The sequence below is a fragment of the Pandoraea sp. genome (assembly GCF_041919235.1).
In the GTDB taxonomy this organism is placed as follows: Bacteria; Pseudomonadota; Gammaproteobacteria; order Burkholderiales; family Burkholderiaceae; genus Pandoraea.
The window spans coordinates 90,287-105,508 of record NZ_JAYRUC010000011.1; the positions used below are offsets into that span (position 1 = coordinate 90,287).

9 protein-coding genes and 2 riboswitches are annotated in these 15,222 nt (G+C 63.9%); of the genes, 7 read left to right on the top strand and 2 right to left on the bottom strand.

All coding sequences use genetic code 11. The features are described from left to right. Nucleotides 1–181: 181 nt before the first annotated feature. Complete coding sequence (locus tag ACE3UG_RS11000; protein WP_374623527.1) at nucleotides 182–958, bottom strand: metallophosphoesterase; 777 nt, start codon at nucleotides 956–958, stop codon at nucleotides 182–184. A gap of 473 nt (nucleotides 959–1,431) precedes the next feature. After that, nucleotides 1,432–3,537, bottom strand: coding sequence for a UvrD-helicase domain-containing protein (locus ACE3UG_RS11005; protein ID WP_374623530.1), 2,106 nt, complete (start codon nucleotides 3,535–3,537; stop codon nucleotides 1,432–1,434). A 369-nt stretch (nucleotides 3,538–3,906) separates the two neighbouring features. On the opposite strand from ACE3UG_RS11005, the gene ACE3UG_RS11010 reads away from it, so the two are divergent. The 7 genes from ACE3UG_RS11010 (at nucleotide 3,907) to ACE3UG_RS11040 (ending at nucleotide 15,096) form a co-directional block, all read left to right on the top strand. Then, nucleotides 3,907–4,797, top strand: a complete 891-nt coding sequence (locus ACE3UG_RS11010) for a hypothetical protein (protein WP_374623533.1) — start codon at nucleotides 3,907–3,909, stop codon at nucleotides 4,795–4,797. A 150-nt stretch (nucleotides 4,798–4,947) separates the two neighbouring features. Continuing rightward, a riboswitch (glycine riboswitch) is annotated at nucleotides 4,948–5,044 on the top strand. A gap of 8 nt (nucleotides 5,045–5,052) precedes the next feature. Then, a riboswitch (glycine riboswitch) is annotated at nucleotides 5,053–5,189 on the top strand. Nucleotides 5,190–5,343: 154 nt separating this feature from the next. Next, a complete protein-coding gene (gene gcvT / locus ACE3UG_RS11015) occupies nucleotides 5,344–6,450 on the top strand; it encodes a glycine cleavage system aminomethyltransferase GcvT (RefSeq protein WP_374623536.1) in 1,107 nt (368 codons plus the stop codon). Between the two features lie 78 nt (nucleotides 6,451–6,528). Next, the gene (gene gcvH / locus ACE3UG_RS11020) at nucleotides 6,529–6,912 is read left to right on the top strand and encodes a glycine cleavage system protein GcvH (RefSeq protein WP_374623539.1); all 384 of its coding nucleotides are present in this window, start codon (nucleotides 6,529–6,531) and stop codon (nucleotides 6,910–6,912) included. Between the two features lie 101 nt (nucleotides 6,913–7,013). Continuing rightward, on the top strand, nucleotides 7,014–9,941 hold the full coding sequence (gcvP, locus tag ACE3UG_RS11025) for an aminomethyl-transferring glycine dehydrogenase (protein ID WP_374623542.1): 2,928 nt from the start codon (nucleotides 7,014–7,016) through the stop codon (nucleotides 9,939–9,941). A gap of 137 nt (nucleotides 9,942–10,078) precedes the next feature. Continuing rightward, complete coding sequence (locus ACE3UG_RS11030; protein WP_374623545.1) at nucleotides 10,079–11,482, top strand: L-serine ammonia-lyase; 1,404 nt, start codon at nucleotides 10,079–10,081, stop codon at nucleotides 11,480–11,482. Between the two features lie 27 nt (nucleotides 11,483–11,509). Then, the gene (locus ACE3UG_RS11035; protein WP_374623548.1) at nucleotides 11,510–13,321 is read left to right on the top strand and encodes a hypothetical protein; all 1,812 of its coding nucleotides are present in this window, start codon (nucleotides 11,510–11,512) and stop codon (nucleotides 13,319–13,321) included. A 359-nt stretch (nucleotides 13,322–13,680) separates the two neighbouring features. Further along, nucleotides 13,681–15,096 carry an alanine/glycine:cation symporter family protein gene (locus ACE3UG_RS11040; protein ID WP_374623551.1) on the top strand — a complete coding sequence of 472 codons (1,416 nt, stop codon included), beginning with the start codon at nucleotides 13,681–13,683 and terminating at the stop codon, nucleotides 15,094–15,096. Nucleotides 15,097–15,222 lie beyond the last annotated feature (126 nt).

The following is a 15,222-nucleotide window of genomic DNA, read 5'->3' on the forward strand; positions in this document are numbered from 1 at the left end:
CAGCGGGTCATGCCGCTTCGACGTAGATCGAAGCGGCATTTTTTCAGGTTCGTCGTGGATTAGCGAGACGCGTGACGCATCGCTGGGGCTGCCGAGCCCCCTGCCTGCATGCCCAACTCAATGGCATTACCCGCCTCGGCGGGAATACGCATTCGGCGTCCGAACGCGTAGCTGCGCCGCATTACACCCGGACAATCATCCGTGGATCGAACGCAGCATTCTCAATGCGTCCCTCGAAGCAATAGCCACGCGGATTGCATAGCACCCGCGTGTCGCCAACACGATAGTCGAACGAATCGTGCGTATGGCCATGCACCCACAAAGCCGCGTCGGATTGCTCGACGAATGAGGTCAAATCCGAAATGAAGGCCGGGTTGACGAGCGATCCTGCGAAGCGCGGATGAATGCTCTGCGGTGTCGGGGCGTGGTGCGTGACCACGACCGTCGCCCCGTCGTGCGGTATGCCGAGCACGCGCCCGAGCCACGCGACATTCTCGCGGCACAGCGCCGCGCAGTCGTCCGGTGAGAAGAACGGCAGATCCGACCATGGCGCGGCCGGATCTCCAACGCGAATCCGGGTAAAGTCGCGCACGAATTTGAGCGACTCGTCGACAGCGACATCGTGTTGGCCCTGCGCATCGTACAACGCGAAGTCGGTCCACAACGTGGTGCCGACGAAACGCACGCCGTCAATGACCACGGACCCGCGTTCGAGCAGATGCACGTTGGTGCCTGCCGCGAGACGTCGCAATTCGGCCAGCGTCCCCGCGAGCGTCGCGCCGTAGAACTCGTGATTGCCGGGAACGTAGATGACGGGGCGCCCCAGTTGCGTCGCCCATTCGATGGCTTGCGCCGGCCGGCTGATATCGCCCGCGAGAATCGTGACGTCGGCCTCAACCTCGGGAATGGCCAACGGCGCCACGGACAAATGCAGGTCGGACAGAATATGCAGTTTCACGTACCACGCTCCACAAAAGCTTGAGGATCGGTGTCACCCACGCGACGCCGCCGTGGGTGCCAGACGCAGCACGCGTGCAAAGGAGTCGTGTGGGCATTGGGCCGAAATCGACGCAATTCACGTCTTCTTTCGCCCGTTTTTTACTGACTATCACCCGCGTCGAACCGATGGTCAAGATGTCTTTGTCATCGAAAGGATACGCCTCTATAGTGAAACCTCACCTGACGAGTGGAGGCGAGCCTATGCGGAATCTGTTGGTTGCTGTTCTGCTTTGTTTGACGGGTCTGGTGGGCATGGTCGTGGCGTCGAGCCCGGCAGCCGCTTGTGACCAGATGTCTTCGGGTAGTGGCAAATAGCAGCAAGCATTGACTTCACGGCGTTGCGTGCCGCCGCCGACAGCCCCGGTACGCATTCGCCGTTCCTCAAGCCAGCCCCCGCTCGCGGGGGCGCTTCGTTTCAGGGCGACGAGTGGCTTAGGCGCCCGACGACGGGGGTGTCTTGTTCGCCCCGCCGGCGAGCATCGCCTTGAGGCTGGCGAGCCGGTCCTTCGGCGACATGGGGGCGTCTTCGGGCGGCGGAGGCGGCGCTTCGTCGAGTTGCATCTCGGGCACGAAGCGCGACACTTCGCACGAGTAAGTCTCCCGGGCACGCTTGCGCTTTTTGCACCAGGACAACTGCAGCGAGCGTTGCGCACGTGTGATGCCGACATACATCAGCCGACGCTCTTCTTCGATCTTCTCGGCAGTGACTTCCTCATCCTCGCGGATGTGCGGCAAGATGCCTTCTTCCATGCCGACGAGAAACACGTGGGGATATTCGAGGCCCTTCGAGGCGTGCAGTGTCGAGAGTCGGACAGCGTCCGGGTCGTCGCCGTCGCGGCCGTCGAGCATCGACATCAGCGCAATGGTTTGCGTGAGTTCCATCAGGCTCTTGCCGTCGTCGTCGAGGCCGTCGGCCGTGTCGAGACCGGTCGTGGCCGACGCATCGCCGCGCGTGCCCTTGCGCTTCATCCATTCGAGGAATTCGAGTACGGTCGTCCAGCGCGATTGGGCCTGGCGCTCGTCGAACGTGTCGTAAAGATAGGCCTCGTAGTGGATACCTTCCATCAAGTCGTCGATGACCTCATTGGCCGGGTCACGCGCCGCGCGTGCCGCAATGCGCTGAATGAAATCGCAGAAGGCGCGCAGTGGCTCGAGCTGGCGCGGTTGCAGTCGCGCCTCGACGGCGCCCATGTAGACCGCCTCGAACAGCGACACCTTCGCCTGCCCCGCGAAGCTGCCGAGCACTTCGAGCGTCGTGCTGCCCACGCCTCGGCGCGGTGTGGTGACGGCACGAATGAATGCAGGATCGTCGTCGGCGTTGGCCAGCAGACGCAGATACGCGCACAGGTCCTTGATTTCCGCCTTGTCGAAGAACGACTGGCCGCCGGAGAGCACGTAGGGAATGCGCTCGCGCCGCAGCACCTGCTCGAAAATGCGCGCCTGATGGTTGCCGCGATAGAGGATGGCATAGTCGCGGAACTCCGCGCGCCGCTCGAACTTGTGCGCCGAGAGACGAAAAACGACCGACTCCGCCTCGTGCTCTTCGTCGTTCATCGCCGTGACGGTGATCGGATCGCCCAGACCGTGCTCACTCCAGAGTTTCTTCTCGAAGAGTTTCGGATTCTTCGCAATCACGTTGTTCGCCGCCGTCAGAATGCGTGACGTCGAACGGTAGTTCTGTTCCAGCTTGATGACCTTGAGCGTGGGGAAGTCGATCTGCAACTGCTTGAGGTTTTCCAGCGTGGCGCCGCGCCAACCGTAAATTGCCTGATCGTCGTCGCCCACGGCAGTAAACGCCGCGCGCTTGCCCGCGAGCAGCTTGACCAGCAGGTATTGGCAGGTGTTGGTGTCCTGGTACTCGTCGATGAGCAGATAGCGCAGCTTGTTCTGCCAGCGCTCGCGCACGTCTTCGTCGCGCTCGAAGAGTTGCGCGGGCAACCGGATGAGGTCGTCGAAATCGACCGCCTGATAGGCTTGCAACGTCGCCATGTAATTGCGATAAACGAGCGCGGCCTGATGCTCGTCGGCGGTCTCGGCGGCGGCCAGCGCCATCTCCGGTGTGACGAGTCCGTTCTTCCAGAGCGAAATGGCTGTCTGCACGCCGCGAATCATGGCCTTGTCGGTCGTGCCCAACTGTTCCTGAATCAGCCCGAAGCAGTCGTCGGCATCGAGGATCGAAAACTGCGGCTTCAGGCCGACATGCTCCGCCTCGCGTCGCAGAATCTGCACGCCCAGCGAGTGGAATGTGCAAATCGTGAGCTGGTTGACGGGCACCTTGCGGCCCGCCTTGCCCGGGGTGGTGAGCAGCTTGCCTTCCAACTGTTTGGCCACGCGCTCGCGCATTTCGGCGGCAGCCTTGTTCGTGAAGGTCACCGCCGCGATGTGCTTCGGCTCGAACCCTTTCGCCTCGATCAGCCACGCGATCTTCTGCGTAATGACACGCGTCTTGCCGCTGCCCGCCCCGGCCAGCACGAGGCATGGGCCGTCGAAATAGCGCGTGGCTTCGTTCTGAGCAGGATTGAGGGGGAAGGAGGACATGATGTGACGCGATGGGGGATGAAGGCGATGGCCGGTGACGGCGCGCGGATGGCAACGCACGCGCATCGGCGCGTCGGCTTGAGTGAAGCATCGGCATGCGCCGGGCGGTGGGCAAGTCTATCACGCGGCATGCGCGTGGCCGTGACCTCCCGGCGGACGTTGTGCGTGCGCCACCTGTGGGGCTGGCGCGACGACGCAGGCTGGCGTCGATGGCGGCCGGATGCCTATAATAAAGAACGTTGCCATCGTGGTGAGGTCGCCGTGCTATGTCCAACCTGTGGGACGAACAATGCGCCGCGTGCGCTGCACTGTGAGAAGTGCGGCGCGAGGCTTGCGGATGCCGAACCCGGTTTTCGGGTCGACCGCTCAGTGGCGGGGGCAGCGGGTGCCGTCGGCACCCTCGACGGCCTGAGCGCGCCACCGCCCCGTGGCCGAGACGAAGCGGTCGACGCGCTGGGCGCCACCGCCGCCACCGCGACTGCCACCACCGCCGATGACGTCGCCCCCGGCCACAATGTCAGACCCGCGCGCGGCGAAACGCCCGGCTGGATCAACGGTGCACTCGTGCTCGGCACGGCAATTTTCGCCGCCATCGCTTTGCTCGGCATCTGGTGGAATCTGCGGGCGCCGTATGTCGACCCGATGCCCAAGCCACCTGGCGGTCTAACCATCACCCCCTTCAATACCGGTAACGGCACATTGCCGGTTTCCGCTGCGGGCAACGCGCCAGTGGCGGCATCCGAGCGTGCTGCAAGCGAGGTGTCGGCCGCCCTGGCGGGAGCGCAGGCGGCGGTCGATGCTGCGGCGTCCGGCGCGGCTGCCGACGCGGCCTCGGCGAGCGCGCCCGCACCGCTCACCGCGTCTGCCGCCACTGCGGCGTTGACCGCCGCCGCCACGGCGCCGCCCCCGGGCGCGGCCCGTCACAATGCGCCGGACGACATGATGCAACTGCTCAGTCGTCGCGGCACTGGCGGCGCGCCCGGCAGTTCGGCGCGTCCGGTGACCAATGCCGACCTGCCGGCGCATTACGACAACAACGATATTGGCGCCATTGCTGCCGAAGCGCAGCATGCGGAGGCACCGGCGGCGCTCGCCTCGGCACCGTCGGCGGCAAACACCGTTGCCGCAGCGCTTGCACAATGCGACCGCTATCGCTGGTACGAGGTGATTCCGAAGCAGCGATGTGTCTGGGCGGTGTGCAACGGACGTTGGGGCAAGAACGGTTGTCCTGCCGGCGCGAACCCCGGCGAGGCGCGCTGAGCGGCAAACCGGATCGGCGAGCTCAAAAAGCCCGCCATTTCCGCGGCGCGACGACAAGCGTGAAACGCCCGCCCAGCGCTGCTCGGGGCCGATGCGCGCTCAGGAAACCTGTGTCAAATTGACAGCCCTCGGCTTTCCTCGTAAAGTGCGCAAGCGTGGTCGGGAGAGCGCACCGGGAAGCACATGCCGGCGCCGCCGAAGGGGTAATACCCATAAACTCTCAGGCATCAAGGACCGTCCGCGCCGAAGGCATCGCCTTCGATCTCTGGAGAGCGGTTGCGGCGTGCGTGGCACGCGGGCAGCCCACCGAAGGGGCCGGCACAAGCGGCATGGCGCACAGCGCGCCACTCGCACCGGGCAATCTCTCAGGTACCAAGGACAGAGGGGTCATCTCGCCAACTGGCATTGCGCCGGGTACGTGCACCAGCACGTGCCTGACGCGGAAAGTGCCGGTCGTCGAGATGACCCCTTTTTGCGTTTTCGGACGGTGTTTTCCGAAATCCCTGAACCTTGAGCCCCTGAGGCCCCTGAGGCCCCGACGCCCCGATGACCGAACTCAAACGTACCCCGCTCAACGATACGCACCGCGCTGCAGGCGCCCGCATGGTCGACTTCGGCGGCTGGGACATGCCGGTGAACTACGGCTCCCAGATCGAAGAGCACAACGCCGTGCGTACCGACGCCGGCATGTTCGACGTCTCGCATATGTGCGTGGTCGATGTGCACGGCCCGAGCTGCCGCGAATTCTTGCGCTTTGCCGTCGCCAATAACGTCGACAAGCTGCAGACCCCGGGTAAGGCGCTCTACACCTGCATGCTCAACCCGAGCGGCGGCGTGATCGACGATCTCATCATCTATTTCATCGCCGAAGACTGGTTCCGCGTGGTGGTGAACGCCGGTACCGCCGACAAAGACCTCGCCTGGCTCGGTCAACTCAACGCCCACGGCGATTACAGCCTGACGATCACCCCGCGCCGCGACCTGTCGATCATCGCCGTGCAGGGGCCGAACGCGCGCGCCAAGGTCTGGCAGGCGGTGCCCGGCAGCCAGGCGGACAGCGAAGCGCTCAAGCCGTTCAATGCCGCGTTCGCCAAGGACACGCCATTCGGCGAATTGATGATCGCGCGCACCGGCTATACCGGCGAAGACGGCTTCGAGGTGCTCGTGAGCGCCGACCACGTGGCGGCGCTGTGGAAGGCGCTGGTCGCGGCGGGCGTGCGTCCGGCGGGGCTTGGCGCACGCGACACGCTGCGCCTCGAGGCAGGCATGAATCTGTACGGTCAGGACATGGACGACGACGTGTCGCCGCTCGACGCCGGCCTGGGCTGGACGGTGGAGAAGGAGAGTGAGCGCACGTTCGTCGGCAAGGATTCGCTGCTCTCGCGCGGCCAGACATGGCGCTTCGCGGGCCTCGTGCTCGACGGCAAGGGCGGTGTGCTGCGCGCGCATCAGGTCGTGGCGACCGAGGCGGGCGACGGCGAAATCACCAGCGGCACGTTCAGCCCGAGCCTGCAGCAATCGATTGCCTTTGCCCGTCTGCCGAAGGGCGTGCCGGACGGCGCCATCGTCCATGTGCAAATTCGTGACAAGCAATTGCCCGCACGTGTGGTCAAATTACCGTTCGTGCGTCACGGCAAGGCCGTGGTGGCCTGAGCAACATCGGCGCCACGGTGCGGCGGCACGAATCACCGATAACCGAATACCCCAAACACTGAATCCCGGAGCGTCAACATGGCGAATATCCCCGACAACCTGAAGTACACCGAGTCCGACGAATGGGCCCGCCTCGAAGCCGACGGCACCGTGACCGTGGGCATTACCGATTTCGCGCAGGAGTCCCTGGGCGACATCGTGTTCGTCGAGCTGCCGGATACCGGCCGCACGGTGGCCGCCGACGAAGCGTCGGCCGTGATCGAATCGGTCAAGGCCGCAGCCGATGTGCACTCGCCGGTGAGCGGCGAGATCCTCGAGACCAACACGGAAGTGTCGGGCTCGCCGGATCTCGTCAATACCGATGCCTACGGCAACTGGCTGTTCCGCGTGAAGCCGTCGAACGCTGCGGAGCTGGACAAGCTGCTGGGCGCCGAGCAGTACGCCAAGAAAATCGGCGGCTGATGCCGGCACACGGCGCCGCGCGACCTTCGGCTCGCGCGGCGCCGTCTGCGTTTGCAATACCCCCGCCGTCACTTGCCGTGATCGAACGAGAGATTTGACCCATGAATGCTTTGACTGACCTGCAAGCACCGCGCCGCTCGCTCGCCGAGCTTGAGCAGCGCGACAACTTTTCCGCGCGCCACATCGGCCCGGACACCCCCGAACAACAAGCGATGCTCGCCGAACTGGGCTATGCATCGCGCGCCGCACTGATCGACGCCGTCGTGCCCGCGTCGATCCGCCGCGACGGCGCTCGCTTTGCCACGTCGCTCGGCCAGTTCGCCGCACCGCAAACCGAGTCGCAGGCGCTGGCGCAACTGCGCGCGCTCGCCGACCAGAATCAGGTCTTCAAGTCGTTCATCGGTCAGGGCTACTTCAACACGTTCACGCCGGGCGTGATCCTGCGCAACGTGCTCGAGAATCCGGCCTGGTACACGGCCTACACGCCGTATCAACCGGAAATCTCGCAGGGCCGTCTCGAAGCGCTGCTCAACTATCAGCAGATGATCATCGACATGACGGGGCTGGCGATCGCCAACGCGTCGATGCTCGACGAAGCGACCGCCGCCGCCGAAGCGATGACGCTGGTCAAACGCACGGGCAAGTCGAAGTCGAACACGTTTTTCGTGGCCGACGACGTGCTGCCGCAAACCATCGAAGTGATACAAACGCGTGCCAAGCCGCTGGGCATCGAGGTGCAGGTCGGCCCGGTGGCCGCAGCGACCGAAATCGATGCGTTCGGCGTGCTGGTGCAATACCCCGGTGTCGGCGGCGACGTGCGTGACTATCGCGCGCTGGCCGACGCGATTCACGCCAAGGGCGGCATGCTGATCGCCGCCGCCGATCTGCTCTCGCTCGCGCTGCTCACGCCGCCGGGTGAGTGGGGGGCAGATGTGGCCGTCGGTAACAGCCAGCGCTTCGGCGTGCCGATGGGCTTCGGGGGGCCGCACGCGGCCTATCTGGCCACGCGCGACGAACTCAAGCGTTCGATGCCGGGACGTCTGGTCGGTGTGTCGATCGACTCGCAAGGCAAGCCTGCGTTGCGTCTGGCGCTGCAAACGCGCGAGCAACACATCCGCCGCGAGAAGGCGACGTCGAACATCTGTACCGCGCAGGCGTTGCTCGCCATCATGGCCAGCATGTACGCCGCTTATCACGGTCCGCAGGGGCTGCGTGTCATTGCCGAGCGCGTCCATTGCCTGACGGCCGTGCTCGCCGCCGGTCTCACCGCACTCGGCGCCGCTCCGCGCAACGCCACGTTCTTCGACACGCTGACGGTGCCGGTGACCGGTCGCGCCGACACGGTCCACACGGTGGCCGCCGCGCGCCGCTTCAACCTGCGTCGCGAAGATGCCGACACGGTGGGCATCTCGCTCGACGAGACAAGCACGCGCGAGGACGTGATCGCGCTGTGGGAAGTCGTGGCCGAAGGTCTCGGCAAGAGCGCCGTCGCGCTGAACTTCGACGCCATCGAGACCACCGTCTCGAACGGTTTCCCGGCGGCGCTCGCACGTCAGAGCGCATACCTGACGCACCCGGTGTTCAATCGCTATCACTCCGAGCACGAAATGCTGCGCTATCTGCGTAGCTTGTCCGATAAGGATCTGGCGCTCGACCGCACGATGATTCCGCTCGGTTCGTGCACGATGAAGCTCAACGCCACCTCGGAAATGCTGCCGGTGACGTGGCCGGAATTCGGTCAGATTCACCCGTTCGCGCCGACGGAACAAACGGTCGGCTATCGTTCGATGATCGACCAGCTCGAGCAGATGCTGGTGGCGGCCACCGGCTACGCCGCCGTTTCGTTGCAGCCGAACGCGGGCTCGCAGGGCGAGTACGCCGGCTTGCTCATCATTCAGGCGTACCACGCGTCGCGCGGTGAATCGCATCGCGACATCTGCCTGATTCCCGCTTCGGCGCACGGCACGAACCCGGCGTCGGCCCAGATGGCCGGCATGCAGGTCGTGGTGGTCGCGTGCGATGCCAACGGCAACGTCGATCTGGCCGATTTGCAGGCGAAGGCCGAGCAGCACCGCGACCGTCTGGCCGCGATCATGATGACGTACCCGTCCACGCATGGCGTGTTCGAAGCGGGCGCGCGTCAGATCTGCGAAATCGTGCATGCCAACGGTGGCCAGGTGTATGTCGATGGCGCCAACATGAACGCGATGGTCGGTCTGTGCGCACCGGGCGAATTCGGCGGCGACGTCTCGCACCTGAACCTGCACAAGACATTCTGCATTCCGCATGGCGGCGGCGGCCCGGGCGTGGGTCCGGTGGCCGTGGGCGCGCATCTGGCGCAGTTCCTGCCCAACCAGCGCTCCACGGGTTACTCGCGCGATGCCCACGGCATCGGTGCCGTGTCGGCGGCGCCCTATGGTTCGGCGTCGATTCTGCCGATCTCCTGGATGTATGTCGCCATGATGGGCGCGCAGGGTCTGACGGCCGCGACGGAGACGGCCATTCTCAATGCGAACTATCTCGCGAAGAAGCTCGCGCCGCACTATCCGGTGCTGTACTCCGGTCCGGGCGGGTTGGTTGCGCACGAGTGCATTCTGGATCTGCGCCCGCTCAAGGACACCAGCGGCATCACCGTCGACGACGTGGCGAAGCGCCTGATGGACTTCGGCTTCCACGCCCCGACGATGAGCTTCCCCGTGCCGGGCACGCTGATGGTCGAGCCGACGGAGTCGGAATCGAAGCACGAACTCGACCGTTTCATCGAGGCGATGGTCGCGATCCGCGAAGAAATCCGTGCGGTGGAAGAGGGCCGCGCCGACCGCGAGGACAACCCGCTCAAGCACGCGCCGCACACAGCCGATGTCGTGACGGCGGACGAATGGCCGCACGCATACGCGCGCAGTCAGGCGGCGTACCCGGTGAAGGCCCTGCGCGAGCGCAAGTACTGGCCGCCGGTCGGACGTGCCGATAATGTCTACGGCGACCGGAATCTGTTCTGCGCCTGTGTACCGATGAGCGACTACGAGTAAGCGTCGCAACATCTCGACAAACGGGGGCTGGCAGAAACTTGCCGGCCCCTTTTTGTCACTATGGACATTCCGCGAATGCGCCGGTCCGGTGGCATTCTTTGCGTCACAACTACGTTTCAGAACTTCAGGAAAGTCCCATGGCCGTTTCAGTCTTCGATCTGTTCAAAGTCGGTATCGGACCGTCGAGTTCGCACACCGTGGGGCCCATGCGCGCGGCGCTGATGTTCGTGCAGGGGCTCGCGCGTGACGGCCTGCTGCCGCAGGTGGGGTCGCTGCGCGCCGAGCTGTACGGCTCACTGGGTGCCACGGGCAAGGGCCACGGCACCGACAAGGGGGTGCTGCTCGGCTTCATGGGCGAGGCGCCCGATACCGTCGATCCGTCGACGATTGCGCAGCGCTTGGCCACGCTGCGCCGCGAGAAGGTGCTGTCGATTCTCGGCACGCACGAGGTGCCGTTCGTCGAGAAGGAACACATGGTGTTCTATCGTCGCGAGGCTATGGCGGAGCATCCGAACGGCATGAAATTCCACGCGTTCGACGCCGACGGCAACACGCTGCGCGAAGGCCGGTATCTGTCGGTCGGCGGCGGTTTCGTTGTGACGGCCGGTGCATCGAACGCGCAGGTGCTTGCGGCCCACGACCAACTGCCGTATCCGTTCCGTACGGGCAAGGAACTGCTGGAGATGTGCCGCGCGAGCGGCAAGAGCATTGCCCAACTGATGTGGGAGAACGAGAAGGTCTGGCATCACGGCGAGACGGCGGAAGAGGACATTCGTCGCGGGTTGCTCAACATCTGGCATGTCATGCAGTCGTGCGTGACGCGCGGTTGCGGCATCGGTAACGACGACGCCGACGGCGAACTGCCCGGGCCGTTGCATGTGCGCCGTCGCGCGCCGGAGCTGTATCGTCAGCTCACGCAACGCGCCGAGCGTACCTTGTCCGATCCGCTGTCGGTGATGGACTGGGTGAATCTGTACGCGATTGCGGTCAACGAGGAGAACGCAGCGGGCGGTCGCGTGGTGACGGCGCCGACGAACGGTGCGGCGGGCATCATCCCGTCGGTCTTGCATTATTACGACCGCTTTGTGCACGGTGCGAACGAGCAGGGGGTGATCGACTTCCTGCTGACCGCCGGGGCGATTGGCATTCTGTACAAGCTCAACGCGTCGATTTCCGGCGCGGAGGTCGGTTGTCAGGGCGAAGTCGGCGTGGCGTGTTCGATGGCGGCGGGGGCGCTTGCTGCGGTGCAAGGCGGTACGGTCGAGCAAGTCGAGAACGCTGCCGAGATCGGCATGGAGCACAACCTTGGTCTGACGTGCGATCCGGTCGGCGGGTTGGTGCAGATTCCTTGCATCGAGCGCAATGCGATGGCGTCGGTCAAGGCGGTGAACGCGGCGCGCATGGCGTTACGGGGCGACGGCGCGCATTACGTGTCGCTCGATTCCGTCATCAAGACGATGCGTGAGACGGGCGCCGACATGAAGACGAAGTACAAGGAAACGGCGCGCGGCGGGCTGGCGGTGAATATCGTGGAGTGTTGAATTTGCGTCGATGGATGGGAAAGCTGCGTGGCGAGCGTCACGCAGCTTTTTCTTTTTGCGGCGCGACTTCCGTATCTGGGTCAGCCGCTGATGCTTATCGGCCATATCCCAACCCCAAAGCGAGTCGCGCCGCGCAGAATGTCACCTTTTAACGCCGCTGCAATCGTCGACGCCTCCACGCGGAGCGTTTGTCAGCTGTTCCGGAGGGGCACAACAATGCGAAGAAATCAGTCAGGGATCTTCCTCGTTTCCGCCGCGATCGCGATTGCTGTGGTCGGCATGCTGATTACATTCTGGGGAGTGAACCAGATGCGGCAGATGCGGATCGAGCGGGCAGAGCGCGTCGGTCAAGGACTCAAGATCATCGGCAGCGCGGCGGATACGTTCGTGGCGAAGCACTACAAGCAGCTCGAAGAGCTGCTATCGACGCCGGGCAAAAAGCTCCCGATCAACGGGCATACGTTCACCAACGTGCCCGCTTCGGCGTCGTTCGCCTACTCGCATGTTGGCAATCTGGACGCGGCAGCGCTCATCAAGGTTCTCGATATTTCCGGAGTGGGCAGCAAGCCGCCGCATGGTCTGGGCAACTACGAGATTCGCATCTACCGAAAATGCGATCAGAAGAACCCGACAAGTTGCCAGATTAATTCGCTGACGTATCTCACCGAGCCGGCAAAGCGAGCGTATTCGACCGCGCCCGACTACGCGTTTGCGGCAATTGTCGTGAAGACGGTCGGTGCGTTCGGTGGGACGTCTACGATGGAGAAGCCGCAGGAATTCCGCTTTGTCGACGAGAATATGCAGCCGATTCCGCAGGCGGTGCCCAATCCGTTGGGGAAGCCGGGATTGGTCGCGATGCGGGGCGGTTTCCTCACGCATAGCCTGGACGTCAATGTCCGGCGCGATGGATCGCGCAACATCACGGGCGATCTGGACTTCGAGAACGGTAGCACGCACCAGAGCATCAAAGGGATCAAGAACATCGTCGGCATGGGCAAGCTCAGCATGAACGAACTTGAGATCGCGGGCACGGCCAGAGTGAAGGGCACGCTACACCTGAGCGACGAGACAGGCCGGAGCAGGCAGGACATCGTTGGGGCTCGCAATATCGAAGGCGATGGCATGCTTACGATGAGAGGCCTCGAGGTAGAGGCGGCGACGGTGTCGGGCGATGCGACAGTCAGCGGCCGGCTGACGGCGCAACGCGGGGCGACCGTCGGCGGTGCGCTGAAAATGCAAAGCAACAATATCGAGCGCGCGGGGCAAGTGACGGCCAACAGACTTCAATCCGAATCGGGCGTCATTCGGCTGGATCGATCCAACGAGCAAAACAAGTCCTGCCAACCCGGCGAAATCGGGCGTGACCACAGCGGCAAAATGCTCTCCTGCCAGAACTCCAGCGACGGTTGGACATGGCAACTTGCTCGCACCACCGAATACGTCACCAGAGTCGTGCATAAAGAGGTTGAGCGAGTCGTTGAAAAGGACCGGCCGCTCATCATGGCGAAATGGACCCAGTCATGGGGCGGTTGCAACGGGTACAAGAAGATCCGGGGCGGCAGTTGGCGGTGGAGCGGGTGGTTCGGATCAATTCCCGGCGCGCAGTTCTGCACCATCGTCTCGAGAGGATGGTGTAGTTCAGTGGGCTATTCCGATACTGCGGTCGTGTACAACGTCAACGAGAGGGGCCAAATGGTCACCGTGGGCGGTACGCCCTACGCCGAATTCGGGAACACCTATGGTGAACTGATCTGTGCTTTCAGATCGAAGGAAGACGCGCGCGCGCGAGGCTTTTCGCTCTGCGACCCGCATACACAGAATTGCTCCCTAAACTTCTAAGCGCGGCGGGCACCCCCGTCTTGCGTGTCTCACCCATCTTCGTTTTGCGTCGGCCGCTCACCACTTTCGAGCGGCCATATCGCCCGCGTCTGCCCTTCTGCCCTTCTGCCCTGGGGCATCCCCGTGACTGACACATGACCGACACATTCCTCGGCTAACCTGCTTGCCGATGTCTCCTTGCCTTGTCTTTGAGCCGCGCGGCGTTTGCCGGGCGGCTTTTTTCTTGTCGCGCAGTTGCGTATGGGCAATGGCTCAAAGTTATGCCTGGTCCTGTCGTGCGGGACCAAATCTTGAGATTCTTCGTCGCTTACCCCTTTGTTCCGGGGGTCGACAAGTGGTTGCGACAGGAGACACGAGACATGGAGAGCTGGCTCAAACCGTTGGTCGATGCCGTCGGCGGGGTACTTTCGGGGTACCCGCTGGTGATTGCCTTGTTAGGGGCGGGGCTTTACTTCACCGTGCGGTTCGGCGGGATTCAGATTCGGGCGCTCTGGCATAGCATTTGCCTCCTGCGCACCTCCGGTAGCACCTCCGGCATCTCGCCGTTTCAGGCGTTCGCCACGGGACTCGCGAGCCGCGTCGGCACGGGCAATATCGCGGGGGTCGCCGTCGCGCTGACCATCGGCGGGCCGGGCGCCATTTTCTGGATGTGGATGACCGCGCTGCTCGGCATGGCGTCGGCGTTCGTCGAATCGACGCTGGCGCAGATCTTCAAAGTGCCACGCCACGACAACACCTTCCGTGGCGGTCCGGCGTATTACATCCAGATCGGACTCGGCTCGCGCAAATTCGGCATTCTGTTTGCGTTGGCGCTGCTCTTCACCTTCGGGTTCGCACTCAACTCCGTGCAGTCGCACTCGATCGCCGAGGCGCTGGAGGCGTCGTTCGGCTGGGAGCGAACGTGGATCGGCATCGCACTGGTGTTGATGACGGCGCCGATCATCTATGGCGGCGTGCGACGCGTCGCGCGCTTTGCACAATGGATCGTGCCGGTCATGGCGCTTGCCTACGTCGGGCTTGCGGCCTACGTGTGCATCGTGAACCTCGATCGGATTCCCGGCATGATCTCGATGATCTTGCGTCACGCGTTCGGGCTGGAGCCCGCTGCGGGCGGCATCGCCGGTTACGCCGTTAGTCAGGCGGTGTTGATGGGGGTGAAGCGTGGCCTGTTCTCCAACGAAGCCGGCATGGGCAGCGCGCCCAATGCCGCCGCCGTGGCGACGACCAGACATCCGGTGCAACAGGGACTGATGCAGATGCTCGGCGTGTGCTTCGACACCATTGTGGTGTGTTCGGCCACGGCGTTCATGATTCTCCTCTCGGGCGAGTTCATGCCGGGCGCCGCGCCCGAAGGCGCCGTGCTCACACAACGCGCACTCGCCGCGCACGTGGGCCCCTGGGCGGTCGTCTTCACCGGGGTGACCGTGTTCTTCCTCGCTTACTCGAGCGTGCTGGGCAACTACGCGTATGCCGAAGTGAACATGGACTACCTGACGCAGCGGCCCTGGCTGCTCAACATCTTTCGCGCGCTGGTGCTGCTGGCGGTGATGCTGGGGTCGGTCGCGAGCTTGCCACTGGTGTGGAGCTTTGCCGATGTCGGGACCGCACTGATGGCGTTCATCAATCTTGTCGCCATCGGCATGCTGATGAAGTATGCGCTGATCGCGTGGCGCGACTACCAGGCGCAGCGCAAGGCAGGTATCGCAGAGCCGGTCTTCACGCGCGATGTGCTGCCGCCGGAGATGCGCGAGCGTCTGCCAAAGGATGTCTGGTGACGTGTCTCGCTGTCATCTTGTGAAGGCGTACCGTCGTCGGGTGATGCGGCGACGGGGCGATGCCGTAATACCGTAATGTAGTGATGCAGTGATGCAGTGATGCAGTGATGCAGTGATGCAGTGATG

Coding starts and splice junctions, on each gene's coding strand:
- ACE3UG_RS11005 (WP_374623530.1), bottom strand. CDS start 3,537: ATGTCCTCCTTCCCCCTCAATCCTGCTCAGAACGAAGCCACGCGCTAT.
- gcvT (WP_374623536.1), top strand. CDS start 5,344: ATGACCGAACTCAAACGTACCCCGCTCAACGATACGCACCGCGCTGCA.
- gcvH (WP_374623539.1), top strand. CDS start 6,529: ATGGCGAATATCCCCGACAACCTGAAGTACACCGAGTCCGACGAATGG.
- gcvP (WP_374623542.1), top strand. CDS start 7,014: ATGAATGCTTTGACTGACCTGCAAGCACCGCGCCGCTCGCTCGCCGAG.
- ACE3UG_RS11030 (WP_374623545.1), top strand. CDS start 10,079: ATGGCCGTTTCAGTCTTCGATCTGTTCAAAGTCGGTATCGGACCGTCG.
- ACE3UG_RS11040 (WP_374623551.1), top strand. CDS start 13,681: ATGGAGAGCTGGCTCAAACCGTTGGTCGATGCCGTCGGCGGGGTACTT.